Annotated in this window: 20 protein-coding genes and 1 tRNA gene; 8 read left to right on the top strand and 13 right to left on the bottom strand. The window is 72.7% G+C overall.

Features of this window, described 5'->3' with window-relative positions; all coding sequences use genetic code 11:
* Positions 1-116: 116 nt before the first annotated feature.
* The 5 genes from LG634_RS00605 to LG634_RS00625 form a co-directional block, all read right to left on the bottom strand.
* Complete coding sequence (locus LG634_RS00605; protein WP_226731535.1) at positions 117-1,574, bottom strand: peptidoglycan D,D-transpeptidase FtsI family protein; 1,458 nt, start codon at positions 1,572-1,574, stop codon at positions 117-119.
* Positions 1,571-2,995 carry an FtsW/RodA/SpoVE family cell cycle protein gene (locus LG634_RS00610; RefSeq protein WP_226731536.1) on the bottom strand — a complete coding sequence of 475 codons (1,425 nt, stop codon included), beginning with the start codon at positions 2,993-2,995 and terminating at the stop codon, positions 1,571-1,573. Before LG634_RS00610 ends, LG634_RS00605 begins: the two co-directional genes overlap by 4 nt.
* A gap of 46 nt (positions 2,996-3,041) precedes the next feature.
* Positions 3,042-4,520, bottom strand: coding sequence for a PP2C family protein-serine/threonine phosphatase (locus LG634_RS00615; protein WP_226731537.1), 1,479 nt, complete (start codon positions 4,518-4,520; stop codon positions 3,042-3,044).
* A gap of 138 nt (positions 4,521-4,658) precedes the next feature.
* Positions 4,659-5,159: an FHA domain-containing protein FhaB/FipA gene (locus LG634_RS00620; RefSeq protein WP_226731538.1), complete on the bottom strand. Its 501-nt coding sequence runs from the start codon at positions 5,157-5,159 to the stop codon at positions 4,659-4,661.
* A gap of 10 nt (positions 5,160-5,169) precedes the next feature.
* The gene (locus LG634_RS00625; RefSeq protein ID WP_226731539.1) at positions 5,170-5,994 is read right to left on the bottom strand and encodes an FHA domain-containing protein; all 825 of its coding nucleotides are present in this window, start codon (positions 5,992-5,994) and stop codon (positions 5,170-5,172) included.
* A gap of 341 nt (positions 5,995-6,335) precedes the next feature.
* On the opposite strand from LG634_RS00625, the gene LG634_RS00630 reads away from it, so the two are divergent.
* A tRNA-Leu gene (locus LG634_RS00630) sits at positions 6,336-6,418 on the top strand.
* A 190-nt stretch (positions 6,419-6,608) separates the two neighbouring features.
* Here LG634_RS00630 and LG634_RS00635 read toward each other — a convergent pair.
* A complete protein-coding gene (locus LG634_RS00635) occupies positions 6,609-7,760 on the bottom strand; it encodes an IMP dehydrogenase (protein ID WP_226731540.1) in 1,152 nt (383 codons plus the stop codon).
* Positions 7,761-8,122: 362 nt separating this feature from the next.
* Between LG634_RS00635 and LG634_RS00640 the strand changes: the two genes are divergently transcribed.
* The 5 genes from LG634_RS00640 (at position 8,123) to LG634_RS00660 (ending at position 13,440) form a co-directional block, all read left to right on the top strand.
* Positions 8,123-9,820, top strand: coding sequence for a sensor histidine kinase (locus LG634_RS00640; protein ID WP_372482344.1), 1,698 nt, complete (start codon positions 8,123-8,125; stop codon positions 9,818-9,820).
* A 9-nt stretch (positions 9,821-9,829) separates the two neighbouring features.
* Complete coding sequence (locus tag LG634_RS00645) at positions 9,830-10,498, top strand: response regulator transcription factor (protein WP_308072178.1); 669 nt, start codon at positions 9,830-9,832, stop codon at positions 10,496-10,498.
* A gap of 131 nt (positions 10,499-10,629) precedes the next feature.
* Complete coding sequence (locus LG634_RS00650) at positions 10,630-12,018, top strand: DUF2252 domain-containing protein (RefSeq protein WP_226731541.1); 1,389 nt, start codon at positions 10,630-10,632, stop codon at positions 12,016-12,018.
* Positions 12,019-12,142: 124 nt separating this feature from the next.
* Positions 12,143-12,931: a J domain-containing protein gene (locus LG634_RS00655; protein WP_226731542.1), complete on the top strand. Its 789-nt coding sequence runs from the start codon at positions 12,143-12,145 to the stop codon at positions 12,929-12,931.
* A 164-nt stretch (positions 12,932-13,095) separates the two neighbouring features.
* Positions 13,096-13,440, top strand: coding sequence for a rhodanese-like domain-containing protein (locus LG634_RS00660; protein WP_226731543.1), 345 nt, complete (start codon positions 13,096-13,098; stop codon positions 13,438-13,440).
* A 150-nt stretch (positions 13,441-13,590) separates the two neighbouring features.
* Here the strand turns inward: LG634_RS00660 and LG634_RS00665 are convergent, their stop codons facing one another.
* From LG634_RS00665 to paaA, 6 genes are all read right to left on the bottom strand, one after another.
* The gene (locus LG634_RS00665; protein ID WP_226731544.1) at positions 13,591-14,733 is read right to left on the bottom strand and encodes an acyl-CoA dehydrogenase family protein; all 1,143 of its coding nucleotides are present in this window, start codon (positions 14,731-14,733) and stop codon (positions 13,591-13,593) included.
* 160 nt (positions 14,734-14,893) lie between these two features.
* A complete protein-coding gene (gene paaE / locus LG634_RS00670; protein WP_226731545.1) occupies positions 14,894-15,976 on the bottom strand; it encodes a 1,2-phenylacetyl-CoA epoxidase subunit PaaE in 1,083 nt (360 codons plus the stop codon).
* On the bottom strand, positions 15,977-16,471 hold the full coding sequence (paaD, locus tag LG634_RS00675) for a 1,2-phenylacetyl-CoA epoxidase subunit PaaD (RefSeq protein WP_226731546.1): 495 nt from the start codon (positions 16,469-16,471) through the stop codon (positions 15,977-15,979). It abuts the gene before it with no gap.
* Positions 16,465-17,193 (bottom strand): 1,2-phenylacetyl-CoA epoxidase subunit PaaC, encoded by a 729-nt coding sequence (gene paaC / locus LG634_RS00680; protein ID WP_226731547.1) that lies wholly within the window; start codon positions 17,191-17,193, stop codon positions 16,465-16,467. The genes paaD and paaC overlap by 7 nt, the downstream gene beginning before the upstream one ends.
* Positions 17,190-17,477 carry a 1,2-phenylacetyl-CoA epoxidase subunit PaaB gene (gene paaB, locus LG634_RS00685; RefSeq protein WP_226731548.1) on the bottom strand — a complete coding sequence of 96 codons (288 nt, stop codon included), beginning with the start codon at positions 17,475-17,477 and terminating at the stop codon, positions 17,190-17,192. The genes paaC and paaB overlap by 4 nt, the downstream gene beginning before the upstream one ends.
* On the bottom strand, positions 17,474-18,445 hold the full coding sequence (gene paaA / locus LG634_RS00690; RefSeq protein WP_372482346.1) for a 1,2-phenylacetyl-CoA epoxidase subunit PaaA: 972 nt from the start codon (positions 18,443-18,445) through the stop codon (positions 17,474-17,476). The genes paaB and paaA overlap by 4 nt, the downstream gene beginning before the upstream one ends.
* A gap of 162 nt (positions 18,446-18,607) precedes the next feature.
* Here paaA and LG634_RS00695 point away from each other — a divergent pair, with 162 nt between their 5' ends.
* Both LG634_RS00695 and LG634_RS00700 read left to right on the top strand, forming a co-directional pair.
* Complete coding sequence (locus LG634_RS00695; protein ID WP_226731549.1) at positions 18,608-19,411, top strand: DUF5819 family protein; 804 nt, start codon at positions 18,608-18,610, stop codon at positions 19,409-19,411.
* Complete coding sequence (locus LG634_RS00700) at positions 19,408-20,709, top strand: HTTM domain-containing protein (protein ID WP_226731550.1); 1,302 nt, start codon at positions 19,408-19,410, stop codon at positions 20,707-20,709. The genes LG634_RS00695 and LG634_RS00700 overlap by 4 nt, the downstream gene beginning before the upstream one ends.
* Here the strand turns inward: LG634_RS00700 and dhaK are convergent.
* Complete coding sequence (dhaK, locus tag LG634_RS00705) at positions 20,680-21,678, bottom strand: dihydroxyacetone kinase subunit DhaK (RefSeq protein WP_226731551.1); 999 nt, start codon at positions 21,676-21,678, stop codon at positions 20,680-20,682. The genes LG634_RS00700 and dhaK overlap by 30 nt on opposite strands.
* Between the last annotated feature and the right edge of the window lie 12 nt (positions 21,679-21,690).

Consider the following 21,690-nt stretch of genomic DNA (forward strand, 5'->3'; position numbering starts at 1 on the left):
GGCGGTGTGCTGTTCGCGCAAAGGCTACCGGCCGTGCGTGTGTCTGCCGTCCGTGACCGCAGGCTGATACGAGACCGGTACCCGTCGCCGCCGGTGGTGCGGCGGCGTGAGGTGCGTCACCCCTGTGCCTTGAGGACGGCCTGCATGACGTCCTTGGCGATCGGGGCGGCGAGCCCGCTGCCGCTGATGTCCTCGCGGGTGGCGTTGCTGTCCTCGATGACGACGGCGACGGCGACGGCGCCCTTGTCGGTCGTGGCGTACGAGATGAACCAGGCGTAGGGGCGCTTCTTGTTCTTCTCGCCGTGCTGCGCGGTGCCGGTCTTGCCGCCGACGGTGGCGCCGTCGATCTGCGCCCTCGTGCCGGTGCCCTTCTCGACGACGTTGACCATCATGGCCTGGAGCTTCTCCGCGTTCTCGGCGGAGAGCGGGCGGCTCATCTCCTGCGGGTCGGTCTGCTCGATGACGTCGAGGTTGGGGGCGGTGAGCCGGTCCACCATGTACGGCTTCATCAGCTTGCCGTCGTTGGCGACGGCGGCGGCGACCATGGCCATCTGGAGCGGGGTGGCCGCGGTGTTGAACTGGCCGATGGAGGACTGGGCGTTCCCGTCGCGGCTCATGGTCTTGTCGTAGACGCTGGCGAAGGCGCGGACCGGGGTGTCGATCTCCGGGTCGTTGAAGCCGAACTTCTCGGCGGTCTCGACCATCTTGTCGCGGGTGACCTTGTCGCCCATGTTCGCGAAGACGCTGTTGCAGGACACCTCGAGCGCCTTGTTCAGGCTGGCGTTCTTGCACCCGCCGTGCTGGTTGACCATCGGGGTGCGGGTGCCGGGGAGGATGTACGGCTCGGGGGTGTCCGTGGGGGCGTTGATGTCCGTGACCACCTTGTGCTCCAGGGCGGCGGCGGCGGTGACGACCTTGAAGGTGGACCCGGGCGGGTAGGTCTCGCGCAGGGCGCGGTTGACCAGCTCCTTGTTCTTGCTGTCCTTGAGGGAGACCCAGGCCTTCTCGTCCTTCTTGGAGTTGCCGGCGAAGGAGGAGGGGTCGTACGAGGGGGCGCTGGCGAGGGCCAGGATCGCGCCGGTGCGCGGGTCGAGCGCGACGACGGCGCCCTTGTTGCTGCCCAGGCCCTTGAAGGCGGCCTTCTGGGCGGCCGGCATCAGCGTGGTGACGACGTTGCCGCCCTGGCGCTTCTCGCCGGTGAACATGCCGATGGTGCGGTCGAAGAAGAGCCGGTCGTCGTTGCCGGTGAGGATCTTGTCTTCGAGGTTCTCCAGCTGGGTGGAGCCGAAGGCCTGCGAGGCGAAGCCGGTGACGGGGGCCCACATCGGGCCGTCGATGTAGGTCCGCTTGTACTTGTAGTCGCTGCCGTCGGTCACGACCGAGCCCGTGATGGGCTTGCCGTTGGCGATGATGTTGCCCCGCTCCTGGGCGTACTGGGCGATGGCGACCCGGCGGTTCTCCTTGCGGGTGCTCAGCTCTTCGGCCTGGACGTACTGCAGCCAGTTGGTGCGTACGAGGAGGGCGAGGACGAGCAGCCCGCAGAAGATCGCGATGCGGCGCAGCGGCTTGTTCATGAGGGTCGGACCACCTGGGTCATCTCGGCGTCGGGGGACGGGGCGGGGGCCGGTGCGGGACGGCGCGCGGTGTCGCTGATGCGGATCAGGATGCCGATGAGGGCCCAGTTGGCGATGACCGAGGAACCGCCGGAGGCGAGGAAGGGCATGGTCATGCCGGTGAGGGGGATGAGGCCCATCACGCCGCCGGCGACCACGAAGATCTGGATCGCGAAGGCGCCGGAGAGGCCGATCGCGAAGAGCTTGCCGAAGGGGTCGCGGGCCGCGAGGGCGGTCCGGGCGCCGCGCTCGATGATCAGGCCGTAGAGGAGCAGGAAGGCCATCACACCGGCGAGTCCGAGCTCTTCGCCGACGGTGGAGAAGATGAAGTCGGAGTTGGCGGCGAACAGGATGAGGTCGGAGTGGCCCTGGCCGAGGCCGGTGCCGAGGACGCCGCCGGAGCCGAAGGACATCAGGGACTGGCCGACCTGCTCGCAGGCGCCGGAGGTGGTGTAGCAGGCGAACGGGTCGAGCCAGGCGTTGACACGGGCTTCGACGTGGCCGGAGAAGCCGGCCACGACCACGGCGCCGCCGACCGACATGAGCAGGCCGATGACGATCCAGCTGGTCCGCTCGGTGGCGACGTACAGCATGATCACGAACATGCCGAAGAACAGCAGCGAGGTGCCGAGGTCGTTCTCGAAGATCAGGATGAGCAGGCTCATCGCCCAGATCATGAGGATCGGACCGAGGTCGCGGCCGCGGGGCAGGTAGAGGCCCATGAAGCGGCGGCTGGCCAGGGCCAGGGCGTCGCGCTTGACCATGAGGTAGCCGGCGAAGAAGACCGCGATGACGATCTTCGCGAACTCGCCGGGCTGGATGGAGAAGCCGGCGACGCTGATCCAGATCTTGGCGCCGAAGACGTCCGCGCCCAGGCCCGGGACGACGGGCAGGATCAGCAGGACGAGCGCGGCGGCCATCGAGATGTACGTGAACCGCTGGAGCGTGCGGTGGTCCTTGAGCAGGAGGAGGACGCCGACGAACAGGGCGATGCCGACCGCGGTGTAGAAGAGCTGGTTGGGCGCGGAGGGCGAGAACGCGCCGAACTGCCGCTCGGCGAGGTTCTGGAGCCGCTCCGACTGGTCGAGCCGCCAGATGAGGACGAGCCCGAGCCCGTTGAGCAGGGTGGCCAGCGGCAGCAGCAGCGGGTCGGCGTACTTGGCGTACCGGCGCACGACGAAGTGCCCGATGCCCGCGAGCAGGCCGAGGCCGAGGCCGTAGGCGAGCATGCCGGGGGGCAGCTTGCCGTGGACGGCGAGGCCCACGTTGGCGTAGGCGAAGATCGGGATGACCACGGCGAACACGAGCAGCAGGAGCTCGGTGTTGCGCCGGCTCGGCAGCTCGATGGCGCCGATGGTGGTCGTGTTGGTGACAACGCTCATGGTGTGGCAGGCCCCCTGCGCCCGCTTGCCGCTACGGGTGCGGCTCCTACTGCTTCCCGCACGATCCGACCAGCTTCTGCTCTTCCGCGGTGAGGCTGGGGCCGGGCGTGGGCGTCGGGTTCTTCTGGGTGGCCGTGCCGCCGTCGGGCGCGGGCTTGGAGGTCTCCTCGGCCTTGCGGCGCGCCTCGTCCTTCTTGCAGGCGGACGCCTGGACCGCAAGCTCGTCGATCTTCTTCTCGGCTCCGGCCCGGCTGCCCTGGCTGATGGTCTCCTTGAGCTGCTTCAGCTGGAAGGGCGGCAGGTACTTGAGTTCGATCTCGGGGTGGTCCTTCTCGACCTTCGAGAGCTTGATCATGGCCAGGTCCTGGCTGATCCCGCGGAAGAGCGCGACGTGCTCGTCCTGGACGCCGACGTAGTACTGGGTCTGCGTCCAGCGCCAGCCGCCGTACAGGCCGCCGCCGATCACTCCGGCGACGACGAGGAGGACGAGGGACCGCTTGAGCCACTTCCGCCCTTTGCGGGGGGCGAAGTCGTCGCCGTCGTCGTCGAAGTCGTCGTAGCCGTCGTGGTCGCCGAAGCTGCCGTACGGGCCTTCCGGCGCGGCGCCGTAGCCGGGGGCGTCGCCGCTTCCGGGCGGGCCGAAGCCGGGAGCCGGCGGGGCGGCGTGGCGGCGGCCGAGCCCGGAGGCGCGGCCGGCGGGGGTCTGCATGGCACCGCCGTCGAACAGCTGGTGCTGGTTCTCGGCGACCGCGCCGACGACCACGGGGGTGTCGGTGAACTGGCCGGCGAGGGTGTCCACGCTGCCGTTGTCGAGGACGTCGGCGACGATGCAGGTGATGTTGTCGGGTCCGCCGCCGCGCAGGGCGAGCTGGATCAGGGCCTGCACGGTCTCGTGCGGGCCGTGGTAGCCGGCGAGGGTCTCCTCCAGGGTCTGGTGGGAGACGACGCCGGAGAGCCCGTCGGAGCAGATCAGGTAGCGGTCGCCGGCCCGGACCTCGCGGATGGAGAGGTCGGGTTCGACGTGGTCGCCGCTGCCGAGGGCGCGCATCAGCAGGGAGCGCTGCGGGTGCGTGGTGGCTTCTTCCTCGGTGATCCGGCCCTCGTCGACGAGCCGCTGGACCCAGGTGTGGTCCTGGGTGATCTGGGTGAGGACGCCGTCGCGCAGCAGGTAGGCGCGGGAGTCGCCGACGTGGACGAGGCCGAGGCGCTGCCCGGTCCACAGCAGGGCGGTGAGCGTGGTGCCCATGCCTTCGAGCTGGGGGTCCTCCTCGACCATGACGCGCAGCTGGTCGTTGGCGCGCTGGACGGCGCTGCCGAGGGAGGTGAGCAGGTCGGAACCGGGGACGTCGTCGTCGAGCTGCACGAGGGTGGAGATCACCTCGGAGCTGGCGACCTCGCCGGCGGCCTGGCCGCCCATGCCGTCGGCGATCGCGAGGAGGCGCGGTCCGGCATAGCCGGAGTCTTCGTTCCCCTCGCGGATCATGCCCTTGTGGGATCCGGCGGCGAACCGCAGGGACAGACTCATGTGCACCTGCCCAGTCGACAAGCCTTCCGGGTACAGCCGGTCCTGACGAGCCACACTGCCCACCCTCCGGTCGGGAGCGCGCTCGGGTCCGCTGTGGGGACCGCCGCGGCTCGCTCGCTCCGCTCGCTCATTCTCGTACTACTTCCGCAGCTCGATGACGGTCTTGCCGATGCGGATCGGGGCGCCCAGCGGAATGGGAGTCGCGACGGTCAGCCGGGCCCGGTCGAGGTAGGTGCCGTTGGTCGACCCGAGGTCCTCGACGATCCAGTTGCCGTCGCGGTCGGGGTAGATCCTGGCATGGCGGCTGGAGGCGTAGTCGTCGTCCAGCACGATGGTCGAGTCGTGGGCCCGCCCCAGCGTGATGGTCTGGCCCTGGAGGGCGACCGTCGTGCCGGTCAGCGTGCCTTCGGAGACCACCAGCTTGGTGGGTGCGCCGCGGCGCTGGCGCTGCTGCGGAGGTGCGGTCTGCCGGCCGCCCTGGGGCTGTGTGCGGGTGTCGCCCCCGCCGCGGCGTGAACCGCGCTGGGTCACCCGCGTTCCGAACAGGTCACTTCTGATGACCTGGACGGCCACGATGACGAACAGCCACAGAACGGCCAGGAAACCCAGCCGCATGACCGTCAGGGTCAGCTCTGACATTGCCCCCGCTTCACCCTTCGGCTTGCCGGTAAATGATGGTGGTGCTGCCCACGACGATCCGCGAGCCGTCGCGGAGCGTAGCGCGGGTGGTGTGCTGCCCGTCCACCACGATGCCGTTGGTGGACCCGAGATCCTGGATCGTCGAGGGCGTTCCGGTCCGGATCTCACAGTGCCGGCGCGAGACGCCGGGGTCGTCGATCCGCACGTCGGCTTCGGTGCTGCGGCCCAGCACGAGCGCCGGGCGGGAGATCTGGTGGCGGGTGCCGTTGATCTCGATCCAGCGGCGCAGGCGGTCGCCGCCTGCGGGTGCGGGGGCCGGGCCGCCGGCTCCGGGGCGCCGCTGCGGGCCGCCGGGAGGCGGGCCCGCGGGCATGGGGGGTGCGGCGACGGGCGGGTATCCGTATCCGCCGGGGCGCTGTCCGCCCTGGCCCTGCTGGGCTTCCGGCTGGGACTGGGAGGTGGAGGCGGCGAGGGTGCGGCTGCGGACGCGGTACAGGCCGGTGTCGAGGTCGTCGGCCTTCTCCAGGTGGACCTTGATGGGGCCCATGAAGGTGTAGCGCTGCTGCTTCGCGTAGTCGCGGACGAGGCCCGCGAGCTCGTCGCCGAGCTGGCCGGAGTACGGGCTGAGCCGCTCGTAGTCGCCGGCGCTGAGTTCCACGATGAAGTCGTTCGGGACGACGGTGCGCTCGCGGTTCCAGATCGTCGCGTTGTTGTCGCACTCGCGCTGCAGGGCGCCGGCGATCTCGACGGGCTGGACCTCGGACTTGAACACCTTGGCGAAGGTGCCGTTCACCAAGCCTTCAAGTCGCTGCTCGAACCGCTTCAGGACTCCCATGGGGCACCTCCTCCGTTCGTTGTCGCCCTGTACTGCTTACTGATCGTATCCACGCGTGGGGAAATCGGCTGGTTCCCCTTATCTGTCCGGCAGACGAGTGTTGCCCCTCACAAGGGATCGTAGAGGCGGCTCCCGGACAGTGTCCCGCACCTGGCGGGGACAGCGGGAGGGGAGGGCGCAACCCCGGCCGGTGTGCCGTCCGGAACGGGCTCCGGGCGGAGGTCCGGGGGCGGGGTGCGGGGGGTCCGGGAAAGCGATTCGGTTGCACCCCGTCCGACGTGCTAATGTTCCGATGTCGCCAGGGGAACGGCCCGAAAGGGAAGGCCCTCAGGTAGCTACTCGGGCGAGTGGCGGAACGGCAGACGCGCTGGCTTCAGGTGCCAGTGTCCTTCGGGACGTGGGGGTTCAAATCCCCCCTCGCCCACCGACGAAACGGCCGGCATCGTGATCACGATGCCGGCCGTTTCGCTTTTCCCCGGCCGGTCGCCGCATCCGGAGGCCGCAGAGTGCGTGTGCCGGAGTCCGTGTAAGGGAGGTCACACCCCGTGTCCCCCGCACGTCCCGCACCTCCGGCCCTGGTTGCGGAGGTGCGGGGGCGCGGGGGCGCGGTCGGGCTATTCGCCCGCGTCGATGGCGGGCCGGCGCACCTCGATCTCGGCGCCGGTCTGCTTGAACGATTCCGCCGAGACCGGGACCAGCACTGCGTCCCGGTGGAAGTCCCGCAGGGTGGTCGAGCCGCAGCTGATCATGGTGGAGATCAGCTTGGCCCGGGTCCGCTCCACGTTGTCGTGCAGGCCGCCCGCGTACGGGACGTAGCCGTCGACGCCCTCCTCGAAGACCATCCGGCCGCGCTGGCCGTAGCGGGCCGCGTTCTGCGCGCGCCGCGAGCCCTCGCCCCAGTACTCCTTGTACCACTGGCCGTCGATCTGCAGCTTGCGTGACGGGCTCTCGTCGAGCCGGGCGAAGTACCGGCCGAGCATGATGAAGTCCGCGCCCATCGCCAGGGCCACCGCCATGTGCGAGTCGTTCAGCAGGCCGCCGTCGCAGCACAGCGGCACGTACACGCCGGTCTCCCGGGCGTAGGCGTCGCGTTCCTCGACCACGGCGAGCAGCGCAGAGGCCTGACCGCGGCCGATGCCCTTCTGCGCCCGGGTGGTGCAGATGGCCCCGCCGCCGATGCCGACCTTCACGAAGGCCGCGCCCGCGTCGGCCAGGTAGCGGAACGCCCGGCCGTCGACGACGTTGCCCGCGCCGACGAACGCGTCGTCCCCGTGGTTCTCCCGGGCGAATTCGAGGGTCCTCGCCTGGTGGACGGAATAGCCGTCCGAGGAGTCCAGGCACAGCACGTCCGCGCCGGCCTCCAGCAGGGCGGGAATGCGGTCCTTGAAGTCGCGCGAGTTGATGCCGGCACCCACCCGCAGGCGCATTTCGCCGTCCACCGACGCGCGGTGGTGCGCCCCGTCGGCCGGGTGCTCGTGCTTGACCGCCAGCACGTCGGCGGCCTGGTCCTCGATCTGCTGGTTCTGGTGGATGAACGACAGCCCGCCGGCCCGGGCGAGGGCCGCCGCCAGCGCCGGCGACGACACGGCCTGCATGACGGCGCTCACCAGGGGTGTGGCGATCCGGACGGGAGCCTCCTCGCCGACCCGGTGGCGCACCAGGGGCGCCCCGAGGTCCACGTTGTCCGGCGTGCACTCTTCCGTGGTCAGGCCGGGGATGAGGAGGTATTCGCTCAGCGTGCGAGAGATCTCGGGGAGGATTTTCACGTCGTCTCCTGAAAGGAGCCTGCGGACCGGTGCGGTGGTGCGGCGAGGCTCGGGCGGGCAGTGCAGAAGGCTGCCGGCGGGAGCGCGCGGTCGGAAGAATGCGCTCTCCGGAAGGGCCGGGAGCGGGCACCCCCGCGTGGCAAGTGCGCGCGCAGGGCCGAATCGAGGGCGCTTGCGTGGACTCAACTCGCACGCTGTGCACAGGCGTTGACTTCCCTCACGCCATACGGGATGGTACCGCAGCCTTGATCGTCATCCGCCGGGACGCATGGCCGGACCCCCGAGCCGCGGTGCGACTTTCGTCGGGCGGGGCGCGACGAAAGAGAGCGGACGCCGGTGGGCCCGGTGTCTAAGGTCGGGGCGTGAACGTGAGGGCAGAGCTGGGCCGGGGCTGGAACTGGCTGAAGGGTCCGGATCCCTGGACCCGGCGCCGGATCGCGGGCGAGGCGGTGCTCGCCGGGCTGCTGGTGCTGATGGCGGCGGGGGTCGAGGACCTGGCGGGTGACCCCGCCTGGATGGTGGGGGCGGCGTCGGTGGCCGTGGCGCCGCTCTCGCTGCTGCGGCGGCGGCTGCCCGCCGGGGTGCTGGTGGTGTCGTGCGCGCTGGCGGGCGCCCTGGCCGGGATGGCGCCGGTGTCGATCCTGGCGGGGTGGACGGCCGGGCGGCGGATCGTGGGCGTGGTGCGGGCGCTGTTCGCGTTCACGCTGGCGTTCGTGCTGACGGTGGCGGTCAGCCTGGTGACGGAGGCCGGGCAGGGGCTGCGGGTGCTGCCCATGCTGTTCTTCTCGGCGCTGCTGTTCCTGGGGACGACGGTGGTGCCGGGGCTCGCGGGCCGGTACTGGAACCAGCGGCGGACGCTGCTGCACGCGCTTCAGGACCGCAATGCGCAGCTGCTGCGGGAGCGGGAGATGGTGTCGGGCCAGGCGCGGCTGCGGGAACGGCAGCGGATCGCCCAGGACATGCACGACAGCCTGGGCCACCAGCTGGCGCTGATCGCCGTGCACACGGGGGCCCTGGAGGTCGATCCGGAGCTGACGGGCCGCCAGCGGGAGGCGGTGGGGGTGCTGCGGCAGGCGTCCGTCGCGGCGATGCACGAACTGCGCGAGGTCGTCGGCATCCTGCGGGACGGCGTGGAGGCGCCGGCCGGGGACGACGCGGGGCCGGCGGGGCGCGGCGTGGCCGGTGTCGCGGAGGTGGTCGCGGCGGCCCGGGCGGCGGGTACGGACGTACGGCTGGCGCGGTCGGGCGTGGAGCGCCCGCTGGCGGCGGCGTGCGACCACGCGGCGTACCGGATCGTGCAGGAGGCGCTGACGAACGCGTACAAGCACGCGCCGGGGGCGGCGATCGCCGTGGAGCTGCGGTACGAGGACGACTCGCTGGTGGTCGAGATCGCGAACGGGCCGGCGGCGGGGCCGGCCGGTGAGGTGGTCAGCGGCGGGCAGGGCCTGACGGGGCTGCGGGAGCGGGCCCGGCTGGTCGGCGGGATGGTGCACGCGGGGCCGCTGCCGGACGGCGGGTTCCGGGTGGCCGGGGTGCTTCCGTACGGCGCGGAGGCGGCCGGGCCGGTGGTGGCGCCGGTGGACGCGGCGGACGACTTCGGGCAGCAGGCGCCGGCGGTGCCGCTGTGGGGTCAGGGGGCGCCGGTCGACTGGGGCGCGGTGGACAAGGAGCTGGCCGTCGAGGTGGGCCGGAGCCGGGGCCGGGCGGTGGCGCTGGGCTGCGGGATCGCGGTGGCCGCGCTGGTGGTGCTGGTGATCGCGGCCGGGGTGCTGCTCTTCGTGGTGATCGACGAGACCCAGGAGGCGTCGATCGACCAGGGGACGTTCGACGGGGTGAAGGTCGGGACCGCGGAGGCGGAGGTGCGCGGGGGGCTGCCGGAGGGCAGTGCGATGGTGACGTCCGGGCTGGGCGACGGCGGGCCGGCGCGGCCGGCGGGGGCGGAGTGCCTGGTGCTGCTGGACCGGGCGTATGCGTCGGACGTGCGCACCGACCGGGTTTTCCGGTTCTGTTTCCGGGACGGCAAGCTGGTCCAGAAGTCGGCGTACGAGGTGGACAGGTAGGGAGCGGGCGTGGCGAGCGGTGTGGTCCGGGTGGTCATCGCCGATGACGAGCCCCTCATCCGGGCGGGGATCCGGATGATCCTGACGTCGGATCCGGGGATCGAGGTGGTGGCGGAGGCCGCGGACGGGCGGGCGGCGGTGGAGCTGGCGCGGGCGCACGCGCCGGACGTGGTGCTGCTGGACATCCAGATGCCGGTGATGGACGGGCTGACGGCGCTGGGGGAGCTGCGGCGGGCGGTGCCGGCGGCGCGGGCGCTGGTGCTGACGACATTCGGGGAGAAGGAGAACGTGCTGCGGGCGCTGTCGGAGGGCGGGGCCGGGTTCCTGCTCAAGGACACCGCGCCGGCGGAGCTGATCGGGGCGGTGCGGGCGGCCGCGGCGGGGGACGCGTACCTCTCGCCGGCGGCGACGCGGCACGTGGTGGACCAGCTGGCGTCCGGTGCGGGGGTGGCCGGCGGCGGGCGGGCCGGCGAGGCGCGGCGGCGGGTGGCGGAGCTGGGTGAGCGGGAGCGTGGGGTGCTGGCGCTGCTCGGTGAGGGACTGTCGAACGCGGAGGCGGGGCGGCGGCTGCACATGAGCGAGGCGACGGTGAAGACGTACGTGTCGCGGATTCTGGCGAAGCTGGGGTGTGAGAACCGGGTGCAGGCGGCGTTGCTGGCGCGGGACGCGGGGCTGTAGGCGGGTTCTGCTTCGGGGCTCCGCCGCGGGCTCCGCGCCTCCGACGCCGGACGGGCTGGAATTTGCCGCCGTGGCCGGTACCGTCAGGCGCTGTTGAGCTGTACTGATGCGCGAGTGAGGGCGGGGTCGGGATGGGCGAGCGGATACCGGGCGTGACGGGGTTTGCGCCGCGTACGGCACAGGGCGACGCGCGCGGCGAGGGCCGGGCCCTGCGCATCCGGGTGCCGCGGGCCTCGCACGCGCTGCTCGCGCCCGTGGCGGACCGGCCGGACGCGGTGTCGGCCGTCGAGGAGTCGAACGCCGGCCGGGTGCCGGAGCTGACCCCGATACGGGTCGGGCGGATGGCGGCGAACCCGTTCGCGTTCCTGCGCGGCGCGGCCGGGCTGATGGCGCACGACCTGACCGGTACGCCGCTGACCGGGATCGGCGCGCAGCTGTGCGGCGACGCGCACGCGGCGAACTTTGGGCTGTACGGAGATGCGCGCGGGCGGCTGGTCATCGACCTGAACGACTTCGACGAGACCGTGTACGGGCCGTGGGAGTGGGACGTGAAGCGGCTGGCGGCGTCGCTGGTGCTGGCCGGGCGGGTGGCGGGTGCCTCCGAGGAGGTCTGCCGGACGGCGGCGCAGGACGCGGTGGGCGCGTACCGGCGCACGATGCGGCTGCTGGCGAAGCTGCCGGCGCTGGACGCGTGGAACGCGATCGCCGACGAGGAGCTGGTGTCGCACACCGACGCGAAGGACCTGCTGGGGCTGCTGGAACGGGTGTCGGCGAAAGCCCGCAACAACACGAGCGCGCGGTTCGCGGCGAAGTCGACGGAGCCGGCGCCGGACGGCGGGCGGCGGTTCGTGGACGCGCTGCCGGTGCTGCGGCGGGTCGGGGACGCGGAGGCGGCGGCGGTCGCGGCGTCGCTGGGCCCGTACCTGAAGACGCTGCAGGGCGACCGGCTGCCGTTGCTGGCCCGGTACGCGATCCACGACGTGGCGTTCCGGGTGGTGGGCACGGGCAGCGTGGGCACGCGGTCGTACGTGGTGCTGCTGCTGGACCACCGGGGGGAGCCGCTGGTGCTCCAGGTGAAGGAGGCGCGGCCTTCGGTGCTGCTGCCGCACCTGGCGGCGGTCGGGTTCGGGGCGGTGCCGGTGGAGCACGAGGGACAGCGGGTGGTGGCCGGGCAGAAGCGGATGCAGGTGGTGTCGGACATCCTGCTGGGGTGGACGACGGTGCAGGGGCGGCCGTTCCAGGTGCGGCAGTTCCGCAACCGGAAGGGGAGCGTGGATCCGGCGGCGCTGTCTCCGGACCAGCTGGACGACTATGCGCGGATGACGGGGGCGCTGCTGGCCCGGGCGCATGCGCACAGTGCGGATCCTCGGCGGATTGCGGGCTACTGCGGGAAGAACGAGGAGCTGGACGTGGCGGTGGGGGCGTTCGCGGTGGCCTATGCGGATGTGACCGAGGCGGATCATGCGGGGCTGGTGGCGGCGGTCCGGTCCGGGCGGGTCGCGGCCGAATCGGGGGTCTGACCCTTTTCGGGGCTCCGCCCCCGCCCCCGCGCCTCAAACGCCGGCGGGGCCGGATCTTGGCCTGGCGGGGACCGTCGGGGCTTGGGCGGGTTGGTTTTGAGGGGGAGGGCCTAGGGTGGGGCGGGTGAGTGATGACGTGCAGGGTGAGGTGCGGCTGGGGCGGGCCGTGCGGGCGGCCGAGCAGGCGCTGATCGAGTTCGAGATCGCCGTGGAGACCTTCCGCGTGGAGGTCGAGAACTTCTCCCGGCTGCACCACCAGAAGCTCGGCCCCATGTACACCCGGCTCGACGAGCTGGACGCGCTGATCGCGGAGGCCCGGGCGGCCCGTACCGGCGATCCCGAGGACCTCCGCAAGGCGGCCGAGGCCCGGTCGCTGGTCATGCCGATGCCCGGCGTGGACGAGCTGTTCCACGACTGGCTCGGCTCGGACGGCGTGTCGGACGACGCGGCGGCGATGCTCACCGGGCAGTCGGTGCGGCCGCCCGAGCGGGTGCGGCCCTCGGACGAGGCCCGCAAGCGGTACCGCGAGCTGGTCCGGCAGGCCCACCCCGACCTGGCCCGGGACGACGCGGAGCGGCAGCGCCGGGACGCGTTCATCGTGCGGGTCAATGCGGCGTACGCGCGGGGCGACGAGGCGGAGCTGGGCGCGCTGGCGGAGGAGTGGGCGGCGGGCCCGCAGCCCGAGGAGCAGCGGCCGACCGAGGCGGAGGAGCTGTACGCCCGGCTGGAGTGGCTGGCCCGCCGCAAGGAGCTGCTGGCGCTGGTCGCGGCCGAGCTGGAGGAGAGCGCGATCGGCGCGATGCTCAAGATGGCCCCGGACGACCCGGACCGCTTGCTGGAGGAGATCGCCGAGCAGCTCCTGTCCCAGGTCGCGGACCGCGAACGGGAACTCGCGGAGCTGACGGGGCCGTAGCCGGGCGGACGCGCCGATGCCTCCCGTACGCAGCTGCGGCAGCCGATCCGGCAGCTGATCCGGCAGCTCTGACGCCGCGGGGTCGGATAGGTTCGAGGTGGCTGCCCCGGTGCTCCGGGTGGCCGCCGTGCCTGCCACGGGAGACCTACACGAGAGAAGGCGTTATGAACTTCGGTCCGCTCCCCTCGGTGGACGCCGCCGCCGTGCCCGCCGACGGGTTCGTCCTGGACGTCCGTGAGGACGACGAATGGGCGGCCGGGCACGTCGACGGTGCGCTGCACCTGCCGATGAGCGGTTTCGTGGCCCGCTTCGGCGAGCTGACGGAGGCCGTGGAGGACGGTCGCCGGGTGCACGTGATGTGCCGGGTGGGCGGCCGGTCGGCGCAGGTCACGCAGTACCTGCTCCAGCAGGGGCTGGACGCCGTGAACATCGACGGCGGGATGAAGGCCTGGGAGGCCGCCGGACGTCCGATGGTGACGGAGGGCGGCGGCGCGGCGTTCGTGCTGTAAGGTCCCGCTCTTCGAGGTGAGCTCGGGGACGGCCCCGGTCCGGCTCCCGCCGCGCGACGGCGGTGGGGCCGGATCCGGGGCCGTTTGTCGTGCGTGGTCCGGGTGCCGGTGCGGGAGCCGGTCCGGGAGCCGGTGCCGGTGCCGGTGCCGTCAGGCCAGGGGGTGGGCGGCCAGGAGGTCGCCGAGGGCTTCCTCGTGGGCGGCTGCGGGGCCCAGGGAGAGCTCCAGCTGCTTGGCCCAGGCGTGGTAGCGGTGCAGCGGGTAGTCGGTGTCGGCGCCGAAGCCGCCGTGCAGGTGCTGGGCGGTCTGGACGACCCGGCGGACGCCCTCGGAGGCCCAGATCTTGGCGACGGACACGTCGCCGGCGGCGGGCAGCGGGCCGCCGGCTCCGGTGTCGAGGCGCCAGGCGGCCTGCCAGAGGGTGGCGGCCATGGCCCGCAGGTCGATGTAGCGGTCGGCGGCCTGGACGGCGACGGCCTGGAACGTGGCGACGGGGAAGCCGAACTGCTCGCGCTTGCCCGTGTAGCCGGCGGTCATCGCGAGGACCTGTTCGCCGAGTCCGAGGGCGAGGGCGCAGGTGCCGGTGGCGAGGGTCTGGCGCAGCTGCTCCCAGGCGCCGGGGGCGTCGATGACGCGGTCGGCGGGGACGCGGACGGCGTCGAGGGTGAGTTCGGCGAGGAGTTCGCCGCTGGTGGCGTACTGGCGGGCGGCGCTCAGGCCGGGGCCGGTACGGTCGACGAGGGCGAGGACCGGGGCGCCGTCGGCGGTGTGGGCGGGTACGGCGATCAGGTCGGCGGTGTGGGCCCAGGGGACGGCGGTCTGGGTGCCGTCGAGGATCCAGTGGGAGCCGCCGGGCCCGTCGGGGCGGGCGGTGACGGCGAGTTCGGCGGGGTCGTGGCCGGTGCGGCCGGCGCTGGCGGCGGTCAGGACGAGGTCGCCGCGGGCGGCCCGGGGCAGGAGCTCCGCGGCGAGGGCCGGGCTGCCGTGGGCCTGTACGGCCATGGCGGTGGCGCAGTGTTCGAGCAGTGGGACGCGGGCCAGGACCCGGGCGGATTCGCGCAGGAGCAGGCAGAGGGCCACGGTGTCGAGCCCGGAGCCGCCGTGCTCGGGGGCGAGGGTGAGGCCGAGCAGGTCGGAGGTGCCCAGCCGGGCCCACAGCGGGCGGTCGAAGTCCTCGGCGACCGCGCCGGGCGACAGGGCGGGGCTGGGAACCGTATCGGGGGCGACGTCCGCGAACACGGCCTTCGCCGCCTCGACGGCCGCCTGCTGCTCCTCGGTGAAGGTGAAGTCCACTGCTGTCCTCCCGCGCGCACCGGAACCTGTTCCACTCCATCTGACGGTCCGTCAAGATAGAACAGGTTCTGGAAAAAGCACAGGCCCGGTGCGGCCCCGCCGTGGGGGGACGCACCGGGCCCGTGCCGGGCTTGTGCCGGGTCCGTGCCGGGCCGCCGGCTCAGCGGTCGAAGTCGATCTCCACCTCGTCGGTGAGGGGGTGCGACTGGCAGGCCAGCACGAAACCGGCGCCGGTCTCCTCCTCTTCCAGGGCGAAGTTGCGGTCCATGCGCACCTCGCCGGAGACGACGAAGGCCCGGCAGGTGCCGCAGACGCCGCCCTTGCACGCGTACGGGGCGTCCGCCCGGTTGCGCAGCACCGCGTCGAGGAGGGACTCCCCCGCCTCCACGGGCCAGCTGCCGGAGCGGCCGTCGAGCTTGGCGGTGACCCGGCTGTGGGCCGGGGCCGCGGTGCGGGCGGCCGGGGCCGGCGTGGCCTCGTCCGCGACGTGGAAGATCTCCTCGTGGATCCGGGTGCGGTCCACGCCCAGGCCCCGCAGCGCCCGCTCGGCGCCCTGCACCAGCCCGTACGGGCCGCACAGGAACCAGCCGGCCACGGACTCCACCGGCAGCAGCGCCGGGAGCAGCCCGGTGAGGCGCTCCTCGTCGAGGCGCCCGGACGGCAGTCCGGCCTCCTGCTCCTCGCGGGACAGGACGGTCACCAGCTGGAAGCGGTCCGGGTAGCGGTCCTTGAGGTCGGCGACCTCCTCCAGGAACATCACGGAGGCCGTCGTGCGGTCGGCGCGGACCAGGCAGAACCGGGCCTCGGGCTCGGCGGCCAGCAGGGTCTCGGCGATCGACAGGACGGGCGTGATGCCGCTGCCGCCGACGACCGCGGCGAAGTGCCCGGGCCGCGGGTCCAGCACGAACCGGCCGGCCGGGACCATGACCTCCAGGACGTCGCCGGCGGCGATCTCCTTGTGCGCGTACGTGGAGAACTCGCCGCCTTCCACGAGGCGCACGCCCACCCGCAGGGCCTCCGGCCCGTCCTCGCCGGGGGCCGCCGAGCAGATCGAGTAGGTGCGCCGGACCTCGGCGCCGTCGGAGGTCCGGCGGCGCAGGGTGAGGTGCTGGCCGGGGGCGTGCCGGTACTCCGCGCGGAGCTCCGGCGGCACCCGGAGGGTGAGGGCCACCGCGTCGTCGGTGAGCCGGTCGACCGCGGCCACCGTCAGCTGGTGGAACGCGCCGTGGCGGGCCGCAGCCATCTACAACTCCTTGAAGTGGTCGAACGGTTCGCGGCAGGAGGTGCAGCGCCGCAGGGCCTTGCAGGCGGTGGAGGAGAAACGGCTCAGGAGCTCGGTGTCGGTGGAGCCGCAGTGCGGGCAGCGCACGGACAGGGTGACCGGGACGGGTCCCTGGGCGCTGTGCGGGCGCGGCGGGGCGATGCCGAACTCGGAGAGCTTGCGCCGCCCTTCCGCGGTGATGTCGTCGGTGGACCAGGCGGGCGCGAGCACCGTGCGCACCGTGACCTCGGGTATGCCGTGGTCGTGGAGGACCCGCTCGATGTCGGCGGACATGGCCTCGATGGCCGGGCAGCCGGTGTACGTGGGGGTGAGGTCCACTTCGGCGCGGCCGGGGGCGAGCATCCGCACCCCGCGCACGACGCCGAGCTCCGCGAGGGTGAGGACGGGCAGCTCGGGGTCGGGGACGGACCCGGCGAGCGCGGCGAGTTCCTCTTCCAGGCGGCTGGTGGTCACCATGACGCCCCCGGGTGGCTGCGGTGCAGGTGCTGCATCTCGGCGAGCATCCGCCCGAACGGCTCGGTGTGCAGGCCCTGCCGGCCGGCGCCGGCGGTCCAGGCGCCGGTCCGGGGCCCCTCGGGGAGGGTCAGGCCGGCCTTCTCGACGACGGCGGTGACGGCGGCCAGCCAGCGGGCCTCCAGGGCCGCCATGGCCTCGGCGTCCAGGTCCAGGCCCTCGACGGGCCGGAACATCTCGCCGGTGAACTTCCACAGCGCGGCGAGCCCGGCCTGCACGCGGCGGCGGCTCTCGTCGGTGCCGTCGCCGAGCCGCAGGGTCCACTGCTCGGCGTGGTCGCGGTGGTAGGCGGTCTCCTTGACGGCCTTGGCCGCCAGCGGGGCGAACGGGCCGTCGCCCGCGGCCAGCTCGCCGTACAGCAGCTGCTGGTACACGGAGAAGTACAGCTGCCGGGCGATGGTGTGGGCGAAGTCGCCGTTGGCCTGCTCGACGAGCTGGAGGTTGCGGAACTCCCGCTCCTCGCGGAGGAAGGCCAGCTCGTCCTCGTCGCCCGCGAGGGAGAGCAGGACGCGGGCCTGGCCGAGCAGGTCGAGGGCGATGTTGGCCAGGGCCACTTCCTCTTCGAGGACGGGGGCGTGGCCCGCCCATTCGCCCAGGCGCTGCGCGAGCACCAGGGCGTCGTCGCCGAGGGCGAGCGCCGCCGCCTTGTCCACGGTGGTGGTCACAGGTGCCGCACCCCTTCGGGGATCTCGTAGAACGTGGGGTGCCGGTACGGCTTGTCCGCGGACGGGGCGAAGAAGGGGTCGCGCTCGTCGGGGGAGGAGGCGGTCACGGCGGCGGAGGGCACCACCCAGATGGAGACGCCCTCGTTGCGCCGGGTGTAGAGGTCGCGTGCGTTGCGCAGCGCCATCTCGGCGTCCGGTGCGTGCAGGCTGCCCGCGTGGGTGTGCGAGAGCCCGCGCCGCGAGCGGACGAACACCTCCCAGAGCGGCCATTCCGACGTGCTCATGCCTTCGCCTCTCCGTGCTTGCGGGCGTACTCCGCCGCCGCGTCCCTCACCCAGGCGCCCTCTTCGTGGGCCCTGCGGCGCTGCCCGATCCGCTGCTCGTTGCAGGGGCCGTTGCCCTTGAGGACCTCCCAGAACTCGGACCAGTCGATGGTCCCGAAGTCGTGGTGGCCCCGCTCCTCGTTCCACTTGAGGTCCGGGTCCGGGAGGGTCAGGCCGAGGGCCTCGGCCTGCGGTACCGCGATGTCCACGAACCGCTGGCGCAGCTCGTCGTTCGAATGCCGCTTGATGCGCCAGGCCATGGACTGGGCCGAGTGCGCCGACTCGTCGTCCGGCGGGCCGAACATCATCAGCGAGGGCCACCACCAGCGGTCCACCGCGTCCTGGGCCATGGCGTGCTGGGCCTCGGTGCCCTGGGACAGGGCGAGGAGCAGCTCGTACCCCTGGCGCTGGTGGAAGGACTCCTCCTTGCAGATCCGGACCATGGCGCGGGCGTACGGGCCGTAGGAGCAGCGGCACAGCGGGACCTGGTTGGTGATCGCCGCGCCGTCCACGAGCCAGCCGATGGCGCCGACGTCGGCCCAGGTCAGCGTGGGGTAGTTGAAGATCGAGGAGTACTTCTGCTTGCCGGCGTGCAGCTTGTCCAGCAGCTCGTCGCGGCTGGTGCCGAGGGTCTCGGCGGCGCTGTACAGGTACAGCCCGTGGCCCGCCTCGTCCTGGACCTTGGCCATGAGGATCGCCTTGCGCCGCAGCGAGGGCGCGCGGGTGATCCAGTTGGCCTCGGGCTGCATGCCGATGATCTCGGAATGCGCGTGCTGGGCCATCTGGCGGACCAGGGAGGCGCGGTACTCCGCGGGCATCCAGTCCCGCGGCTCCACGCGCTCGTCGGCCGCCACGGCCGCGTCGAACGCGGCGACGAGCGCCGGGTCCGGCGCCTGCCCTGCCGCCGCGTCCTGGGTCATTGCCACCATGCCGGCCCCCTGCCGATGTCCTGCGCTGTCGTGGACGAGTGCCTGTCGACCGGTCGGCCCTACCGACCGATCGTTCGGTTCATGCTCTTCAATGGTGAGACGGCGGCCCGTAGGGTGTCAACCTCTGTGGATGGCTTGTGGACGGCCGAAGATCGGGGCGGGATGGATTCGAACGAGCAGGGCACCCCGCGCGGGCCCGCCGCGGAGGCGGATCCGCCCCCGGAACCAGCCACTCCGGAAGTTCCGGCGGAAGCGCTGAAGGAATCGCCGCCGGATGCGGGTCCGGAGGCGGTGGCGGAGCAGGCTCCCGACCCCGTCGAGACCGCCCTCGCCTCCCGTCCCGCGGGAATCGCCGGCCTGTCGCGGCCGTACCGGATCGCCGCCGCGGTCGTGCTCGCCGCCGTCGGCGTGGCCGCCTGCTGGCACCTCGGGCTGGTCTTCCTGCACGTCGCCCCCGCGAACGCGCTGACCAAGCAGCACGCGGAGACCACGGACGCCTGGATCTACCCGGAGTTCGAACAGAACTGGAAGCTGTTCGCCCCCAACCCGCTCCAGCAGAACATCGCCGTCGAGGCACGGGCTCAGGTCCGCTCCGCCGACGGCAACCGGGTCACCACGGACTGGCAGAACCTCTCCGCCGCCGACGGCGCGTTCATCCGCCACAACCCGTTCCCCAGCCACGTCCAGCAGAACGAGCTCCGCCGCGCCTGGGACTTCTACACCGGCTCCCACGACGACCAGAACCGCGCCACGGGCGACCGCGGCAAGCTCTCCGAGGCCTACCTGCGGCGGATCGCGGTGCGCCGGCTGCAGGCCGCGTACAGCCACGGCGCGGAGATCCTGCGCGTGCAGATCCGTTCCGCCACCACCAACGTCGCGGCGCCGCCGTGGAGCGACGAGAAGACCGACACGAAGACGTACCACCGGCAGCTGCCGTGGTGGGACGTGACGGAGGCCGACCGATGAGCACGCGCCCCGCCGACGCCACCGTTCCCGCCGACACCGACACCGACACCGACACCGCGCCCGTCGCCCGTACCGTCGCCGCCGCGCGGGCCGCGCTCGGGCGGGGCGTCGGCAAGGTCACCGGGCGGGCCCTGGGCCCGTACCAGAGTGCGGTCATACGCATCGGCTTCGCCGGCACCTGGCTGCTGTTCCTGCTGCGCGAGCTGCCGCACCGCCGTGAGCTGTACGGGCCCGACGGGCCGTGGAGCTTCGAGCTCGCCGAGCGGCTGATCGCGTCGAACAACGCCTTCACGGTGCTGCTGTGGGGGCGCAGCGGGCTGTGGTTCGAGCTGGTCTACCTGATGGCCGTGGTCTCCGCGGCGCTGCTGGCGCTGGGCTGGCGGACCCGGGCCACCTCCGTGTTCTTCATGATCGGCGTGCTGTCCCTGCAGAACCGGTCCGTCTTCATGGGCGACGGCGGGGACAACGTCATCCACCTCATGGCGCTGTACCTGGTGCTGACCCGGTGCGCGCAGGTCTGGTCGCTGGACGCCCGCCGGGCCGCCCGGGAGGCGGCCGAGGGGCGGCGGGGGCGCGACGTGGCCGGGCCGGTGCTGTGGGCCGTGCTCGGGGTCGTGCTGGTCGTGACCGCGCAGAAGGGGGCGACCAGCGGCACGCTGACGGTGCTGTTCGCGGCGCTGTGGGCAGGGCACGCGCTGTGGTGGTTCGCGGAGCGGACCGATCCGCGGGGCGAGGCCCGGGCACTGTTCGACGTGATCGGGAACGTCGTGCACAACGCGGCGATGTTCGTGATCATGGCCGAGGTGTGCCTGATCTACGCGACGGCCGGCTGGTACAAGATCCAGGGGTCGCGCTGGCAGGACGGCACCGCCCTCTACTACCCGCTGAACCTCGACTACTTCGCGCCCTGGCCGGCCCTGTCCGACCTGCTCGGCGGCAGTGCGGTGCTGGTGCTGCTCCTGTCGTACGGGACGGTGGCGGTGCAGGTCGCGTTCCCGTTCACGCTGTTCAACCGGCGGGTGAAGAACGTGCTGCTCGCGGTGATGATGCTGGAGCACGCGGGGATCGCGGTGGTGCTCGGGCTGCCGTTCTTCTCGCTGGCGATGATCGCCGCCGACGCGGTGTTCCTGCCGACGGCGTTCCTGGTGTGGACGGGGGCGCGGGCGGGGTCGGCGTTCCGGAGGCTCCGCCCCCGGACCCCCGCGCCCCGGACTCCCCCGGCCCCTGCCGGGACGGGCCCCCTGGAGGGGCTGGAACCGCCCCCGGTGTCAGCCGCCCCAGCGCAGGGCCGGGGTTGAGACCGGGGCGTCCCACAGGCGGAGGAGTTCGGGGTCGGCGCGGCAGAGGGTGAAGGTGCAGCCGGCCATGTCGAGGCTGGTGACGTACGTGCCGACCAGGCTGCGGGCGATGCGGATGCCGTGGGACGACAGGACCCGCTCCGCTTCGGCGCGCATGATGTAGAGCTCGATCGGCGGGGTGCCGCCCAGGCCGTTGACCAGCAGGATCACCGGATCGTCGGAAGGGCCGGGCAGGTCGGCGAGGATCGTGTCGAGCATCAGGCGGGCGGTGTCGGCGGCGGGCAGCAGGGGGCTGCGGGCGCGGCCGGGTTCGCCGTGGATGCCGATGCCCAGTTCCATGTCCCCGTCGCCGAGTTCGAAGGTGGGGCTGCCCTTGGCGGGCGTCGTGCAGGAGGTGAGGGCGACGCCGTAGCTGCGGGAGCGCTCGTTGACCTTGCGGGCCACCGAGGCGACCGCGTCGAGCGGTGCGCCCTGCTCGGCGAGGGCGCCGGCGATCTTCTCGACGAACAGGGTGGCGCCGGTGCCGCGGCGGCCGGGGCCGCCCTCGGCGGGGGTGACGGCCACGTCGTCGTCGACGACGACCCGGGCCACCCGGACTCCGTCGTCCGCGCTGTCCTCCGCGGCCATCGTGAAGTTGAGGACGTCGCCGGTGTAGTTCTTCACGATGTGCAGCACCCCGGCGCCGGAGTCCACGGCCGCGGTGGCCCTGGCGACGGCGTCGGGCACCGGCGAGGTGAACACGGGCCCGCAGACGGCCGCGTCGAGCATGCCGGGGCCGACGAACCCGGCGTGCAACGGCTCGTGGCCGCTGCCGCCGCCGGAGAGCAGGGCGACCTTGCCGGGTACGGGGCCGGAGGCTCGGGTGACGATGCCCTCGGCGGGGGACACGGCCAGCTCCGGATGGGCCGCCGCGAGGCCGCGCAGGGCGTCGGCGACCACGGTCTCAGGGGAGTTGACGAGTTTCTTCACGATCCGCTCCGT

Origin of the sequence: Streptomyces bambusae (assembly GCF_020532645.1) — a bacterium.
Taxonomy (GTDB): Bacteria; Actinomycetota; Actinomycetes; order Streptomycetales; family Streptomycetaceae; genus Streptomyces; species Streptomyces bambusae.

Excerpts from the sequence above, each read along its gene's own strand:
- paaA (WP_372482346.1), bottom strand. The coding sequence starts at position 18,445 with ATGGTGGCAATGACCCAGGACGCGGCGGCAGGGCAGGCGCCGGACCCG.
- LG634_RS00610 (WP_226731536.1), bottom strand. The coding sequence starts at position 2,995 with ATGAGCGTTGTCACCAACACGACCACCATCGGCGCCATCGAGCTGCCG.
- LG634_RS00695 (WP_226731549.1), top strand. The coding sequence starts at position 18,608 with ATGGATTCGAACGAGCAGGGCACCCCGCGCGGGCCCGCCGCGGAGGCG.
- LG634_RS00650 (WP_226731541.1), top strand. The coding sequence starts at position 10,630 with ATGGGCGAGCGGATACCGGGCGTGACGGGGTTTGCGCCGCGTACGGCA.
- LG634_RS00620 (WP_226731538.1), bottom strand. The coding sequence starts at position 5,159 with ATGTCAGAGCTGACCCTGACGGTCATGCGGCTGGGTTTCCTGGCCGTT.
- LG634_RS00660 (WP_226731543.1), top strand. The coding sequence starts at position 13,096 with ATGAACTTCGGTCCGCTCCCCTCGGTGGACGCCGCCGCCGTGCCCGCC.
- LG634_RS00615 (WP_226731537.1), bottom strand. The coding sequence starts at position 4,520 with ATGAGTCTGTCCCTGCGGTTCGCCGCCGGATCCCACAAGGGCATGATC.
- LG634_RS00700 (WP_226731550.1), top strand. The coding sequence starts at position 19,408 with ATGAGCACGCGCCCCGCCGACGCCACCGTTCCCGCCGACACCGACACC.
- paaE (WP_226731545.1), bottom strand. The coding sequence starts at position 15,976 with ATGGCTGCGGCCCGCCACGGCGCGTTCCACCAGCTGACGGTGGCCGCG.
- LG634_RS00605 (WP_226731535.1), bottom strand. The coding sequence starts at position 1,574 with ATGAACAAGCCGCTGCGCCGCATCGCGATCTTCTGCGGGCTGCTCGTC.
- LG634_RS00625 (WP_226731539.1), bottom strand. The coding sequence starts at position 5,994 with ATGGGAGTCCTGAAGCGGTTCGAGCAGCGACTTGAAGGCTTGGTGAAC.
- paaB (WP_226731548.1), bottom strand. The coding sequence starts at position 17,477 with ATGAGCACGTCGGAATGGCCGCTCTGGGAGGTGTTCGTCCGCTCGCGG.
- paaD (WP_226731546.1), bottom strand. The coding sequence starts at position 16,471 with ATGGTGACCACCAGCCGCCTGGAAGAGGAACTCGCCGCGCTCGCCGGG.